Annotated in this window: 11 protein-coding genes; 6 read left to right on the top strand and 5 right to left on the bottom strand. The window is 70.4% G+C overall.

Annotated features, from left to right (window positions below):
• Positions 1-726 precede the first annotated feature (726 nt).
• Positions 727-2,562 (top strand): VanW family protein, encoded by a 1,836-nt coding sequence (locus tag AW270_RS22395; protein ID WP_061297085.1) that lies wholly within the window; start codon positions 727-729, stop codon positions 2,560-2,562.
• Here AW270_RS22395 and AW270_RS22390 read toward each other — a convergent pair.
• Positions 2,559-3,662 (bottom strand): PQQ-dependent sugar dehydrogenase, encoded by a 1,104-nt coding sequence (locus tag AW270_RS22390; protein WP_061297209.1) that lies wholly within the window; start codon positions 3,660-3,662, stop codon positions 2,559-2,561. The two genes, AW270_RS22395 and AW270_RS22390, sit on opposite strands and share 4 nt — an antisense overlap.
• A gap of 40 nt (positions 3,663-3,702) precedes the next feature.
• Between AW270_RS22390 and AW270_RS22385 the strand changes: the two genes are divergently transcribed.
• Together AW270_RS22385 and AW270_RS41845 are read left to right on the top strand one after the other, a co-directional pair.
• Complete coding sequence (locus tag AW270_RS22385) at positions 3,703-4,614, top strand: 2-hydroxyacid dehydrogenase (RefSeq protein ID WP_061297084.1); 912 nt, start codon at positions 3,703-3,705, stop codon at positions 4,612-4,614.
• A 159-nt stretch (positions 4,615-4,773) separates the two neighbouring features.
• On the top strand, positions 4,774-7,455 hold the full coding sequence (locus tag AW270_RS41845) for a putative bifunctional diguanylate cyclase/phosphodiesterase (protein WP_275477767.1): 2,682 nt from the start codon (positions 4,774-4,776) through the stop codon (positions 7,453-7,455).
• 36 nt (positions 7,456-7,491) lie between these two features.
• Here AW270_RS41845 and AW270_RS22375 read toward each other — a convergent pair whose 3' ends face one another.
• Positions 7,492-7,986 carry an RICIN domain-containing protein gene (locus tag AW270_RS22375; RefSeq protein ID WP_082801752.1) on the bottom strand — a complete coding sequence of 165 codons (495 nt, stop codon included), beginning with the start codon at positions 7,984-7,986 and terminating at the stop codon, positions 7,492-7,494.
• 275 nt (positions 7,987-8,261) lie between these two features.
• Between AW270_RS22375 and AW270_RS22370 the strand changes: the two genes are divergently transcribed.
• The 3 genes from AW270_RS22370 to ilvC are packed head-to-tail and all read left to right on the top strand — an operon-like array spanning position 8,262 to position 11,601.
• The gene (locus AW270_RS22370; protein WP_082801751.1) at positions 8,262-10,052 is read left to right on the top strand and encodes an acetolactate synthase large subunit; all 1,791 of its coding nucleotides are present in this window, start codon (positions 8,262-8,264) and stop codon (positions 10,050-10,052) included.
• Complete coding sequence (gene ilvN / locus AW270_RS22365; protein WP_061297081.1) at positions 10,052-10,579, top strand: acetolactate synthase small subunit; 528 nt, start codon at positions 10,052-10,054, stop codon at positions 10,577-10,579. The genes AW270_RS22370 and ilvN overlap by 1 nt, the downstream gene beginning before the upstream one ends.
• A 32-nt stretch (positions 10,580-10,611) precedes the next feature.
• The gene (ilvC, locus tag AW270_RS22360; RefSeq protein ID WP_061297207.1) at positions 10,612-11,601 is read left to right on the top strand and encodes a ketol-acid reductoisomerase; all 990 of its coding nucleotides are present in this window, start codon (positions 10,612-10,614) and stop codon (positions 11,599-11,601) included.
• Positions 11,602-11,811: 210 nt separating this feature from the next.
• Here ilvC and AW270_RS22355 read toward each other — a convergent pair whose 3' ends face one another.
• The 3 genes from AW270_RS22355 to AW270_RS22345 form a co-directional block, all read right to left on the bottom strand.
• The gene (locus AW270_RS22355; protein ID WP_061297080.1) at positions 11,812-12,348 is read right to left on the bottom strand and encodes an FHA domain-containing protein; all 537 of its coding nucleotides are present in this window, start codon (positions 12,346-12,348) and stop codon (positions 11,812-11,814) included.
• A gap of 50 nt (positions 12,349-12,398) precedes the next feature.
• A complete protein-coding gene (locus AW270_RS22350) occupies positions 12,399-13,280 on the bottom strand; it encodes a CAP domain-containing protein (RefSeq protein ID WP_061297079.1) in 882 nt (293 codons plus the stop codon).
• Between the two features lie 162 nt (positions 13,281-13,442).
• The gene (locus tag AW270_RS22345) at positions 13,443-14,768 is read right to left on the bottom strand and encodes an MFS transporter (RefSeq protein ID WP_061297078.1); all 1,326 of its coding nucleotides are present in this window, start codon (positions 14,766-14,768) and stop codon (positions 13,443-13,445) included.
• Positions 14,769-14,794: the final 26 nt, after the last annotated feature.

Raw genomic sequence — 14,794 nt, 5'->3', positions numbered from 1 at the left:
TGGCCGGCCCTTTGACCCCGGCCACCCATTCACAAGCCTTCTTCTCCGTTACGGCTCCGCCGGGCCGGCCCCGCCCGCCGCCCCGGCTCTCCGCCGTGTCCGGCGCCAACCACCCGCTCCGGCTCCACGCCGCAACGGACGAGGTTTGGCGGAGGGCCGCGCTTGGCCGTGTCCGCCGCGACGGTCAGGTTCTCCAGCGGTCGAGCGGCTGTCGCTGGTCCACGAGGCATCCGCCGCCTTTGACATCCTGGGGCTTTCCGGGCGTCCGGTGTCATCCGTCCGTGCCCGTCTCGCACCGTAATGCTTGCCTTTGACATGGATCCCAACCCCGGCATGTCATATGGCGCCGGAATGGTGCTGTCGCTAATCGAAGATCTGTTTCATCCGCTGTCATGACTGAGGCGAATGAGACATGACAGTTCCCTGACAGACGTGGCCCTCCCGTTGCTGGCTTCGCTATGAGAAGTCCGATGTCTGGCCGGGAATCAGTCGGCTACAGTCCCTTGACATGACCCCTGACTGGCTGAACCTCATGTTTTCGCGACATATCCAGAAGAGGGTGCTTTAGGGTTAACTGAAGGGAGTTTCCCCTGAGCCGGAGGAGAGCGAGGCGTGCGGAACGCCGAAGCGTCCATCGACCCGCCGACGGATCCGTTCGCAGCGGCTTCCGAGGCGGTTTCCGCACGTAAGCACCCCGTTCGAGCCAACGGCTCGCTGCCCCCGGGCGTGACATCGGACATCTTCGGCAGCGCGCCCCTCGTCAAGACCGCTCCGCCCGAGACGTCGTTACCGCCGCCCGCCAAGGTCGAGGTCTGGCCGGTCGCGACGCCGCGCAAGGCCAGGAAGTCCCCGCCGCCCCAGCCGCTCCCGCTCGACGATCTGCCCGACGACGAGCCGAAGACCCGCTGGGTGCGGCCCTGTCTTCTCTCGGTGGGGATCGTGCTGGCGGTCCTGTACGCCGTCCCCGCCTTCCTGATGGCCGGGACCGTCTACGCCGGGACCAGCGTGCTCGGCGTCGACGTGGGCGGGATGACCGCGACCGAGGCCGCCGCCCGGCTGACCACGGGGCTGGTCGGGCCGGCCGCCAACGCCATCGTGGTGCGCGACGGGACCAAGAGCGAGCGGATCGCGCCGGAGCAGAGCGGCCTGACCATCGACATCCCGGCCACCGTCCGGGCGCTGCCCAGGGGGTTCCCCAGCCCGGTCGACGTCTGGCGGTCGGTCACCGGCGGGCGGGAGGTCGCGCCGGTCGTCCAGGTCGACAGCAACCGGCTGGGCGAGGTCATCTCCACCCAGGTGGTGCGGGCGCTGGAGCGGCCGGTGGTGGAGGGCGGGGTCACCTTCGACGGGCTGCGGCCCGTGCCGGTCTACCCGAAGGAGGGGACCGCGCTCGACGTGCCGAGAGTGGCGGCGGAGGTGCGCGGCGCCTTCCTGAACCCCGACATCATCGTCGACGTCAAACCGGCCAGAGCCGTTCCCCGCGTCACGCGCGACGGCGTCAACCGGGCGGTCGCGTGGGCGCGCAAGGCGGTCGCGGCGCCGGTCACGCTGACCCACGGAGGCATCTCGCTGCAGCTCACCCAGCCCGACATCGCGGCAGCACTGACCTTCGTGCCGGGTCAGGGCGGCGGGCTGCAACCCCGGTTCGACGCGGCCGCCGCGACCCGGGGCATGCGATTCGTGCCCGCCGGAGACGCCCCCCGCGACGCGACCTTCGTCATCAGCGGCGGACGGCCCCAACTCGTGCCCGGACGGGCCGGGATCGACATCGACACCTCCAAGCTGGGCGCGCAGATCATCGCCGTCCTGGGCCGGGCGAGCGCCCGGACGGTGGCCGTGCCGATGACCCCGCTCAGACCCGGCCTCGACGACAAGGAGGCCGCCGGGCTCGGCATCGAGACCCAGCTGGTCCGGGTCGACATGAGCTACACCTGCTGCCAGCCGCGCGTGGAGAACATCAAGGAGACCGCGCGGCGGATCAACGGCCTGATCGTCCGGCCCGGCGAGACCTTCTCCCTCAACCAGGCCACCGGTCGCCGCGTGGGCCAGCCCGGCTACGTCGGCCTCGGCGAGCCGATCGAGACCGACGGCCGGCGCACCCAGGACGTGCCGGGGGTCTCGGTCGCCGGGACGGTCCTCTACAACGCCGCCCTCGAAAGCGGCCTGGACATCGTCGAGGCGACGCCGCACGAGTCGTTCCTGCCGCCCTACCCGGCCGGGCGCGAGGTCGTCGTCTCCTACCCGGGGCCCGACCTGGTCTGGCGCAACAACACCGACCACGGCGTGCTCATCCAGGCCTCGGCCTCCGACACCGTCATGGTGGTGTCGCTGTGGGGCACCAAGACGTACACGGTGAAGCTCACCCAGAGCGACCGCACCCAGTTCACCACCGCCCCGGCGGACGTCCGCCCGGCGGGCTGCGTGCCCGTGCCGGGCGTCACCGGCTTCACCATCGTGACCCTCCGCGAGCGGATCCGCCCCGACGGCACGGCCGAGCGGCCCGAGTCCATCAAGACGGTCTACAAGCCCCGCCCCGAGGTCACCTGCCCCTCGGCCGACTAGCGCACCGGGATCACCAGGATGCGGTCGTCGCCGTCCTTCGGGTCGCCGCGCCCGTCGCGGTTGCTGGTGCCCACCCACAGCGAGCCGTCGGGGGCCGTCGCGATCGAGCGCAGCCGGCCGAACTCGCCCTCGTAGAGCGCCTCGGGGCGGCCCGCCACGCCGTCCTGGGTGACCGGGACCTTCCACAGCCGCTCGCCGCGCAGGGCCGCCGCCCACACCGCGTGACCGGCGTAGGCCAGGCCGGAGGGCGACGCCTCGTCGGTCGACCAGGTCACCAGCGGGTTCACGTAGCGGTCGTCGGCGGCGACGCCCTCGACCTCGGGCCAGCCGTAGTTGCCGCCCGCACGGATCAGGTTGACCTCGTCGAAGGTGTTCTGGCCGAACTCGGTGGCGTACATGTTGCCGCTCTCGTCCCAGGCCAGGCCCTGGACGTTGCGGTGGCCCATGCTCCAGACCAGGCTGCCGAAGGGGTTCTCGGGGGCGGGCTTGCCGTCGGCCGTCATGCGGAGGATCTTCCCGGCCAGGGAGTCGCGGTCCTGGGACAGGCCCCGGTCGCCGATCTCGCCGGTGGAGGCGTACAGGAAACCGTCGGGGCCGAAGGCCAGGCGGCCGCCGTTGTGGATGCCGCCCTTCGGGATGCCGGTCACGATCGGCTTCGGGTCGGACAGCGCGCCGTCGAAGGTGTAGCGGACGATCCGGTTGTCCGACGACGACGTGAGATAGACGAAGATCTGCTTGTCCTCCTCGTACGAGGGAGAGACCGCGATGCCCATGAGGCCGCCCTCGCCCGCCGCGGACACCCCGTCGACGGCGCCGATCTCGGTCTTGCGGCCCGACGCGGCCACCTGGACGATCTGCCCAGAGTTGCGCTCGGTCACGAGGGCGTCGCCGCTGGGCAGGAACGCGATGGCCCAGGGCACTTCGAGGCCCTCGACCAGGGTGCGCGGGCCGTCCGACGGGGGAGCGGAGGTCGCCGCCGTCGCCGCGAGGGGGGTCGGGGTCACGCCCGTGCCCACCCCGACCTCCGACGTGCAGGCGGCCGTGCAGCTCACCGTCAGTGCGGCCGCCAGCGTGAGCAGCCCGGTCCGGCCTACGCCCATCATTAACACCCTTCTGTGCCAGTCATTAGGGTTGGTCTCTGTGAAGATCTGGGTGGCCCCGCAGGCCGAGTCCGCGATCCCGACTGACCTGGCCGACGTCGAATACACCGTTTTCGACGGGCGAGACCACCCCGAACCGCCCGGGGCGCAGGACGTCGAGGTGTGGGTCCCCCCGCTCATCCCGGTGCCGGACATCTCGGGGCTGCTGTCGCGGATGACACGTTTGCGCCTCATCCAGACGGTTACCGCCGGGGTCGAACCCTACCTGCCCCACGTCCCCGATGGTGTGATGCTGTGCAACGCCAGGGGCGTCCACGACGCGGGAACCGCCGAATGGGCGGTCGGCGCGATGATCGCGATGCAGCGCGAGTTCCCCGCCTTCGTCCGCTCCCAGGAGCAGGGCCGCTGGGCCTACCAGCACACCGGCGTCCTGGCCGACTCCACGGTCCTGATCATCGGGTACGGCTCCATCGGCGCCGCCCTCGAACGCCGCCTCGCCGGTTTCGAGGTCGACGTCGTCAGGGTGGCCCGCAGCGCCCGTGACGGCGTCCACGCCGAGACGGAACTGCCGGACCTGCTGCCCCGGGCCGACGTCGTGGTGCTGCTGGTCCCGGCCACTCCCGCCACCAAGGGCATGGTCGACAAGGCGTTCCTGGCCCGGATGAAGGACGGCGCGCTGCTCGTCAACGCCGCCCGGGGGCCCGTCGTCGACACCGGGGCGCTGCTGGCCGAGCTGGAGTCGGGGCGTCTGCGGGCGGCGCTCGACGTCACCGACCCCGAGCCGCTCCCCGACGGTCATCCCCTCTGGAAGGCGCCCCACCTGTTCATCACCCCCCACGTCGCGGGCAGCACCCCCGCCTCGACCCGGCGCGCGCTTGTCTATGTCGAGGCGCAGTTGCGGAGGCTGCACGCCGGCCGGCCGCTGACCAATATCATCAGCGCGGGCTACTGAACCTTCGCAATCTGGTTCCGGACCGTAGCGAGGCCGTGACCTCGGGTCCGTACCGTGAATTCCTGTTTATCAGATCGGTGACGACTGGGCCGATGTCCCCATCAGGGGCGGCACCGGCGCGCAAACTGACGATGTGACCGGAAGTAAAGGGCGACGAGCGTGAACGGCACGCGTGACCCCAGGGTCTCGCTCATCGCCGCGGCCGGGCTCGGCGCGGTGATCATCGCCGCTGCCCTGATAGCGGGGGGATCCGCCTCCGCGGTGACGGCGGTGGCGGGCCTGGTGACGGGTCTGCTCGCGGCTGCCTCCCTGGTGGTGGCCTCGGGCCGGATCATCTCGGGCGACCGGGGCGCGGGCGACACGGTGAGCGACACGGCGAGCGACCGCAGAGAGGCCGTCGGCTGGCGGTGGCTGGCCGGTGGCGCGCTGACCTGGCTGGCCGGCATCGGCGTGCGGCCGGTCGCCGAGGGCACCGCCTTCGTGCTCACCTTCGCCGACCTCATGCTGCTGGTCGGGGCGCTGCTGATGATGATCGGCTGCTGGCTGACCTCGCTGCCCCCGCCGCAGAGCCGCGGGCTGTTCCGGCAGATCAGCGACGGCTACCTGTCGGCCGCCGCGCTGTTCGCGATCACCTGGGCGCTGCTGCTCGCGCCGATGTTCGCCAAGGCCGAGGAGCCGGGCGCCTTCTACACCACCCTCGCGCTGCCGGTGCTGTGCCTGCTGGCGACCTGCGCGGCCGCGCCGTTCGTGGCGGTCTCCCGGGCGGCCAACCGGTCGGTCGGGCTGGCCGGGCTCGGGGTGCTGTTCGCGGTCACCGTGGCCGAGCTGGCCACGGCCGTGGCCCGGCTCAACGGCGTCGACCCCATGGTCCCGGCCGGAGTGGTCGCGCCCCTGGGTTTCGTCGCGCTGGCCGTGGCGCCGTGGATCGAGGAGCCCGGACGCCGCCGGGTGCCCTCGGACCAGCGGGGCGCCGCGACCCCGCCCGTGGTGATCACCGCCACCCCCTACGCTCTGGTGCTCACGGCCGTGATCGTGGTGGCCGTGAAGGCGGCCGCCGCCACCGGTGACGTGCTCATGCCGATCGTCGCGGTCTCGGCCGTGGCCGTGCTGCTGGCCCGGCTGCTCGTGGTGATGCTGTCGGCCGACGGCATGCGGCGGCAGGCGGTCGTGAGCGAGCGGCAGCTGCGCCAGCTCGCCGAGAACACCGGCGACGTCGTGCTGATGGTCGACCTCGAAGGGGTCGTCCAGGAGATCAGCGACGGCGTCGAGACCACCTACGGCTACGCGCCCGCCCACCTGCTCGGCAAGCCGATCGTCGACTACGTCCACCCCGAGGACGTGCCCGCCATCCAGGGGCTGCTCCGCCAGGTCGCCGAGGACGACGGCAACATCGAGCGCTACGGCACCTGCCGGCTGGCCTGCCGGGTCCGCGCCGCCGACGGCACCTGGCGGCCGACCGAGTCGGTGGCCACCCGCGACGTGCGCCGCGAAGAACTGATCCTGGTGACCACCCGCGACGTCTCCGACCAGGTGGCGCTCCGCAACCAGGTCACCCACCTGACCTTCCACGACGGCGTGACCGGGCTGCCCAACCGGGCCTACTTCGAGGAGCGCACCCGCGAGGTGCTCGCCCGCTCGGCCGGCACCGCCGTGATCTTCCTCGACCTCGACGGCTTCACCGGCGTCAACGACTCCGTGGGCCACGCCTCCGGCGACTACCTCCTCGGGCAGGCCGCCCGGCGGCTGCGCCAGGCGCTGCGCGCCGACGACACGCTGGCCCGGTGGGGCGGCGACGAGTTCGCCGTGCTGCTGGAGGCAGGGGCCGACGCGCAGATGGTCGTCGACCTGGCCGAGCGCCTGGTCCGGGCCGTCTCGCAGGAGCCGTTCCGGGTGGCCGACCGCGACATCGCGCTGACCGCCTCGGTCGGGGTGGCCTTCACCGAGCCCGGCACCTCCGCCGCCGACCTGCTGCGCAACGCCGACGTGGCGATGGCGCGGGCCAAGGGCCTGGGCGGGCGCCGGGTCGAGGTCTTCGCGGCCCACATGCACGCCGAGGCCGTACGCCGCCTGGAGACCGCCGCCGACCTCCAGCGGGCCCTGCTCGACCAGCAGTTCGCGATCGAATACCAGCCCGTGGTCGATCTGGCCACCTCCCGCGTCACCGCCGTCGAGGCGCTGGTGCGCTGGTGCCGGGGGAGCGGCGTGTTCACCCCGCCCGAGCAGTTCCTCGGCACCGCCGAGGACACCGGCCTGATCGTGCCGCTGAGCGAGTGGATACTGCGCGAGGCCTGCCGCGAGGTCGCCGAGTGGCGCGCGGCGAGCTGGGACATCGGCCTGTCGGTCAACCTGTCCAAGCGCCAGATCATGGCCGCCGGTTTCGTCGAGACCGTCTCGGAGGCCCTGTCCGACAGCGGCCTGCCGCCGAGCGCCCTCACCCTTGAGGTGATCGAGGAGATGCTCGTCGAGGACGCCGAGGACACCATCGGCAAGCTGTCGGACCTGCGCGCGCTCGGCGTCCGGCTGGCGATCGACGACTTCGGCACGGGTTACGCGTCCCTCGCCCTGCTCCGCCAGCTCCCGGTCGACATCATCAAGATCGACCCCTCCTTCGTCAGCGGCCTCGGCCGCGACGAGACGCTCAGCCTCCTCACCCGCACCATCGTGCGTCTCGGGCACGACCTGGGGCTGATCGTGGTGGCGGAGGGGATTGAGCGTCCCGAGCAGCTCGACCTGCTCAGGGAGATGGGCTGCAGCCGGGGTCAGGGCTACCTGGTCGGCCGCCCGATGGCCGCCCAGGGCGTCGACACCCTGATGCGGACGACCCTCACCGCCTCCGCCTGAGACGCCGGGAGTCACGCACCCCCCGGCTTGACGCGGTCAGGGCACCAGGGTCCAGCGCTGGTGGTTGCCGCCGTGGCAGGGCCACTGCAGGACGCCGGCGCCGAGCCAGAAGCTGCCGTTGCTGACCTCGAGGCACTGGCTGCTGTGCCGGGCCTTGTAGAGGTAGTAGCCGCCGCCCGTGTTGATCCGCTGCCACTGCTGGTGGGTGCCGCCGTGGCAGGGCCACTGCAGGACCCCCGCGCCGGCGGCGAGGCTGGCGTTGTTGACCTCCAGGCACTGTGCGCTGTGCTCCACCTGGAGCCGGACGTATCCGTTCCCCAGGTCGATCACCCGCCAGCGCTGGTGGTTGCCGCCGTGGCACGTCCACTGGAGCACCCCGGCGCCGGCCGCGAGGCTGGCGTTGTTGACCTCGAGACACTGGCCGCTGTTGTAGTTGACGACGAGGGTGGGGGAGGCGGCGTTCGCCGCGGTGGCGCCGAGCCCGAGGAGCAACGTCCCCGCCGCGAGAGCGCCGGCGAGGCGACCTCTCATGATTGATCTCACGGTTCCTCTTTCTTCTCGCTGGTGGTCTGACGAACGGCCACCAGCGTCCCCCGCCGCCGCTCGCTCCGCGTGAGTAGCCCTTTACTCAATTCGAGCCGCGATCTCACACTGCGAGATGGCCGTCCCACCGGATTTGACGAGTGCCCGTTTCATCGGACAAGGTGGGTCCATGCATCGCGGTGGGATCCTTCTCGTAGTACTTCGCAGGCGCGCCTGACGAAGTCCAGAGTCCTGCGCGCGCCGCCCCAGTCCCGCCTCTGCGGATGGGGCATTTTTTATGCCGGAACACGCCCAGCTCAGTCACAAGGAACGAGCCGATGACCGAACAGATGACAGGTGCTCAGGCCCTGGTGCGGGCACTGGAGCAGGTCGGGGTCGACACCGTGTTCGGGATCCCCGGCGGTGCGATCCTCCCCGCCTACGATCCCCTCTACGACTCCAAGAAGGTCCGGCACGTGCTCGTGCGTCACGAGCAGGGCGCCGGGCACGCCGCCGAGGGCTACGCGCAGGCCACCGGCAGGGTCGGTGTGTGCATGGCCACGAGCGGGCCGGGCGCCACCAACCTCGTCACCCCCATCGCCGACGCCTACATGGACTCGGTGCCGATCGTCGCGATCACTGGGCAGGTCGCCTCGGCCGCCATCGGCACCGACGCCTTCCAGGAGGCGGACATCTCCGGCATCACCATGCCGATCACCAAGCACAACTTCCTCGTCACCGACCCTGCGGACATCCCCCGCACGATCGTCGAGGCGTTCCACATCGCGGCGAGCGGCCGTCCCGGCCCCGTGCTCGTCGACATCGCCAAGGATGCGCTCCAGGCGACCACCACCTTCACCTGGCCGGTCCAGATGCAGCTGCCGGGCTACCGTCCGGTCACCCGTCCCCACTCCAAGCAGATCAGGGAGGCGGCCCGGCTCATCGCCGAGGCCAAGCGCCCGGTCCTGTACGTCGGCGGCGGCGTCCACAAGGCGACCGCGTCGCCCGAGCTCCTCGAACTGGCCGAGCTGACCGGCATCCCGGTCATCACGACCCTGATGGCCCGGGGCACCTTCCCCGACAGCCACCGCCAGCACCTCGGCATGCCCGGCATGCACGGCACGGTCGCGGCGGTCGGCGCGCTCCAGCGCAGCGACCTGATGGTCGTGCTCGGCGCCCGCTTCGACGACCGCGTCACCGGCCGGCTCGACACCTTCGCGCCGCACGCCAAGGTCGTCCACGCCGACATCGACCCGGCCGAGATCTCCAAGAACCGCCATGCCGACGTCCCGATCGTGGGCGACTGCAAGGAGGTCATCTCCGACCTGGTCGCGGCGATCAAGGCCGACGGCCGCAAGGGCGACTACGCCGAGTGGTGGCGCCACCTCGACGCCTACCGCGAGACCTACGCCCTCGGCTACGACACCTATGAGGACGGCTCGCTGGCCCCGCAGTACATCATGGAGCGCATCAGCGAACTGGTCGGCCCCGACGCGATCTACGTCGCGGGCGTCGGCCAGCACCAGATGTGGGCCTCCCAGTTCATCGGCTACGAGAACCCCGGCTCGTTCATCAACTCCGGCGGCGCCGGCACGATGGGCTTCGCGGTCCCGGCGGCGATGGGCGCCAAGATGGGCCGTCCCGACAAGGAAGTCTGGGCCATCGACGGCGACGGCTGCTTCCAGATGACCAACCAGGAGCTCGCGACCTGCGCGCTCGAAGGCGTGCCGGTCAAGATCGCGGTCATCAACAACGGCAACCTCGGCATGGTCCGGCAGTGGCAGACCCTCTTCTACGGGGAGCGCTACAGCAACACCGACCTCCAGTCCGCCCGCCGCATCCCCGACTTCGTCAAACTGGCCGAGGCCTACGGCTGCGTCGGCCTGCGCTGCGAGCGGCCCGAAGACGTCGACGACACCATCCGGAAGGCGAGGGAGATCACCGACATGCCCGTCGTGATCGACTTCGTGGTGCACCAGGACGCCATGGTCTGGCCGATGGTCGCCGCCGGCACCAGCAACGACGACATCAAGTACGCCCGTGACATGGCGCCGAAGTGGGAGCACGAGGACTGATGAGCACCAGGCACACCCTCTCCGTCTTGGTCGAGAACAAGCCCGGCGTGCTGGCCCGGGTCTCGGCCCTGTTCAGCCGCCGCGGGTTCAACATCGACTCGCTCGCGGTCGGCCCGACGGAACACGCCGACGTCTCGCGCATGACGATCGTCGTCAACGTCGAGGAACTGCCGCTCGAGCAGGTCACCAAGCAGCTCAACAAGCTGGTGAACGTCCTCAAGATCGTCGAGCTGGACACGAACCAGTCCGTGCAGCGCGAACTCATGCTGATCAAGGTGCGGGCGGACGCCGACTCGCGCAGCCACGTCCTGGAACTGGTCAACCTGTTCCGGGCGCGCTGTGTTGACGTCGCCCCCGACGCGGTCACCATCGAGGTCACCGGTACGGTCGACAAGCTGGAGGCGTTCGTGCGCGTCCTTGAGCCGTTTGGCATCAAGGAACTCGTGCAGTCGGGCATGGTGGCCATCGGCCGCGGTGCCCGGTCGATCACCGACCGCTCGCTCCGGGCCCTGGACCGGACCGCTTAAGAAACCCTGAAAGGTCTATCGAAGTGACTGAGATCTACTACGACAACGACGCCGACCTGTCGATCATCCAGGGCCGCCACGTCGCCGTCCTGGGCTACGGCAGCCAGGGCCACGCGCACGCGCTCAGCCTGCGCGACTCCGGCGTCGACGTCCGCGTCGGGCTCCCCGAGGGCTCCAAGAGCCGGGAGAAGGCCGAGGCCGACGGCCTGCGGGTGCTCAACCCGTCGCAGGCGGTCGAAGAGGCCGACCTGACGATGATCCTGGCGCCCGACCACATCCAGCGTCACCTCTACGCCGAGCACGTCGCGCCGAACCTGGTCGAGGGCGACGCCCTCTTCTTCGGCCACGGCCTCAACATCCGCTACGGCCTCATCGAGGCCCCCGCGGGCGTCGACGTCGCCATGGTCGCCCCGAAGGGCCCGGGCCACCTGGTCCGCCGCCAGTACGCCGCCGGCCGCGGCGTGCCGTGCCTCGTGGCGGTGGAGAAGGACGCGACGGGCAACGCCTGGCCGCTCGCGCTCTCGTACGCCAAGGGCATCGGCGGCACCCGCGCCGGCGCGCTGAAGACCACCTTCACCGAGGAGACCGAGACCGACCTGTTCGGCGAGCAGGCCGTGCTCTGCGGCGGCGTGTCCGAGCTCATCAAGGCGGGCTTCGAGACCCTGATCGAGGCCGGCTACCAGCCCGAGGTCGCCTACTTCGAGTGCCTCCACGAGATGAAGCTCATCGTCGACCTCATGTACGAGGGCGGCATCCACAAGATGTACTGGTCGGTCTCCGACACCGCCGAGTACGGCGGCTACTCGCGCGGCCCGCGCCTCATCAACGACGAGACCAAGAAGGAGATGCGCCGCATCCTCGACGAGGTCCAGTCGGGCGAGTTCGCGCGTGAGCTCGTCGCCGAGTTCGACGGCGGCCAGAAGCGCTTCCAGCAGTACCGCGACGAACTGGCCGAGCACCCCATCGAGAAGACGGGCGCCAAGCTCCGCCCGATGATGAGCTGGCTCCAGAACCAGGCTTAGTCGATGGCGCGTGCTCCGCACGCGCGGGTTCGTCCGCTTTCAGCCGGACGAACGGGCCTGACGACCGAACCCGGTCCCTTTCACCAAGGGGCCGGGTTCGTCGTTTGTCCACGGCGCGATCATCGTGCCCCGCCACGATGCTGCGGAGTCGGAGCCGGGAAGACGAGAAGCCCGGCTCCTTGATCAGGGGAGCCGGGCTTCGTCGTTCGGTCAGAGCGGGACCGACACCAGGAAGGCGCAGTCGCCGAAGCTGATCTCATCACCGCTGCGGACTCGGGCCGGGCCCACCAGCCGCCACCCGTTCAGGCGGGTGCCGTTCAGTGAGCCCAGGTCGACCAGCAGCCAGTGGTCTTCCTCTCGTCGCAGTTCCGCGTGGATCCGCGACACGGTCAGGTCGGCCAGGACCAGGTCGCAGGCCGAGCCTCGCCCCACGACGTACCGGATCCGCGTGTCTGCCGGCAGTGCGAGGCGGGGGAGTTTGGGGCGGCGCCAGGCCGCCCGGATGCGGGTGCTGAAGTCGGACACCGAACCGACGATGTCGGTGGCCCGGCGCCGGAACCTGCCCCGTTGGGGCAGGTCGGCGACGAGCTGTTCGAGTTCTGCGGCACTGCGTGCCCTGAGTGCCTGGTCGACCCTGCCGACGAACGTCTCCATCGAGAGATGGCCTTCGGCCGCCCTCTCACGGAGCTCGTTGAGCGCACGCTCGCGGTCCTCGTCTGAGGCGCGCACGTGAGGCTCGGAGCTCATGTCTGGAGTATCCGCTTTCGGTCAGGCCGGTGTCCAGATAGCCCCTGTGATCAGGGCTTGGCGAAGTCTTGCGTCCAGTATGGCCCACCCGCTGCCACGTGGCCCACGCCAATGTGCGTATAGGTGCAATTCAGGATGTTCGCCTTGTGGCCGGGGCTGTCCATCCAGCCCTGAACGACCTGGGCGGCCGTCTGGTAGCCCTTGGCGATGTTCTCGCCCGCGGCGCGGAAGCTGAACCCGGCCTGCTTGATGCGGTCGGAGAACTTGCGGCCGTCAGCCGAGTCGTGGCTGAAGTAGTTCTTGGCCGACATGTCGGCCGAGTGGTTGAAGGCGGCGGTGCGCAGCTTGGCGTCGTGCGTCAGGGCGCCACAGCCGGCCTTGGCGCGCTCGGCGTTGGTCAGCCGCACGACCTCGTTCTCGACGGCCGTCCCGACGGTGGTGCCGCCGGGGGCGGGCGTCGGCGTGGCCGTCGGGGTGGCGCTCGGCGACGTGGAGGGCGAGGCCGAGGGCGAGGGAGACGGGCTGGGGGTCGGCGCGGGGGCCGGCGTGCAGGTGGTGATGCGCACCTTGCGCGAGTTGACGACCTGGCCGAAGCGGCCGGTCACCTGGGTGTAGTACACGCCGGGCTCGCAGGCCGCGCGGACGCGGAGCTTCGCGGTGCGGACCACCTTCGAGCCGCTCTTGAGCGTGGTGTCCGGGCCGGCGACGGCCTCCTTGATGCGCACCCGGACCCGGGTCTTGCCGAAGCAGTTGCCGCTGCGGGAGCCGACGGCGGACAGCTGGCCGAGCTGGTTCACGGCCGGCTTCGAGGCGATGATGCGGCAGCGGGCGGCCTGTGCCTGCGCCGACGCCGCTGAGGCCGAGCCGATCGCCGGGAGCGTGGCGGCCAGCAGCACACCGGCGCAGAAGAGCGCGCGGAGTGAAGTCTTCATGAACTTCCTTCCAGGGGTGGGGTTCCGAAGCTCTGGAATGGAAGTGAAGTATGGCCTGGTGGGAGATGGCCTGTGAGGAAAACCGTCATATTCGGTGACCTGGCCGAGATCATCCCGTTACGGAATCCCTGATGGCCACGTTCCAACCGAGGTTCATGTGATTTACGTCACATCCTGTGAAACCTGTGACATCTTGGCACTCGTGAGGTCGTATTTGAAGGTCATCAGGACCCCGACGAGGATGATCGCGGCGGGGATCAGCGTGATCCCGACGAGCACCGCGAGCTCCGCGCTCTCCGGCTGGACGACCGGGTTGCCGGGGTCCGACTCGCGGAAGCCGCCGATCGCCAGGGTCGCGCCGTAGATCGTCGCGCCGAAGGCGGCCACGGCGCTCTCGACCGCGGTCCACAGGCCGGTGAAGACCCCGCCGCGCCGCTTGCCGCTCACCAGGCCGTCGTAGGCGATCACGTCGGCCAGCATCGAGAACTGCAGGAGCTGGAGGCCGGCGTACCCGACGCCCACGACGACGATCACGATGTGGGCGTAGACCGGCCCGAAGACCGGGGTCGCCACGGCCAGGACCGCACCTGACAGGAACAGCAGGCCCGCGAGGATCATCGCGCCGCGCTTGTCGAGCCTCCTGGCCAGCCACACCCACAGCGGCATCGTCACGAGCATCGGGCCGACCAGCGCCGCGAACAGGGTCGTCGTCGCGCCGGTGCTGTCCAGGGTGTACGCCGCGAAGTAGGGGGCGCCGGCGAGCATGACGTACGCGCCGAGGGTCTGCGCGCTGCTCAGGCCGAGCAGCCACATGAACGGCCTGGAGGTGCGCGCCGCCCTGAGCTGGGCCCGCAGGGTGCCCTCGGGCTCCGCCTGGCCGGTGAAGGGGGCGTCGGCGGTGCCGAAGAACGACGCCAGCATCGACACCAGCAGCACGACCCCGAACACGAGGCCCATGAGGCGGTAGCCCTCGACGGTGTCACCGGCGAGGATCGGCGCCAGAATGCCGCTCATCGCGATGCCGATCGCGATGAAGATCATGCGCCACTGCAGCAGCGAGGTGCGCTCGTGGTAGTCGTGGGTCATCTCGGCGGGCATCGCCTTGTAGGGGACCTCGTAGAGGGCGTACCCGCTGGCCGCGATCAGGAAGACGACGCCGACGTAGAGCGCGGCCGGGACCCCGGTGAGCGGCGGCCCGACGAACATCAGCACGAACGCGACGGGCAGGATCGCCGCGCCGCCCAGCAGCCAGGGACGCCGGGGCCCCCACCGCGAGACGGTCCGGTCGGACCACTGCCCGACCAGGGTGTTGGCGACCAGGTCCCACGCCTTCGGCAGGAACACCACGACCCCCGCCAGCAGGGGGTCGACGGCCAGCACGTTGGTCATGTAGATGAGCAGCAGCAGGCCGGGGATGGTGGAGAAGTTGGCCGTGCAGAAGGAGCCGACGGCATAGCCGAGGCGCACTCGGGTGGGGACCGTGACCATGGCGACATTCAAGCCCAATCACGGTA

Source organism: Herbidospora cretacea (genome assembly GCF_001570605.1).
Lineage (GTDB): Bacteria > Actinomycetota > Actinomycetes > Streptosporangiales > Streptosporangiaceae > Herbidospora > Herbidospora cretacea.
This window is presented reverse-complemented; position numbering and strand designations above follow the sequence as displayed.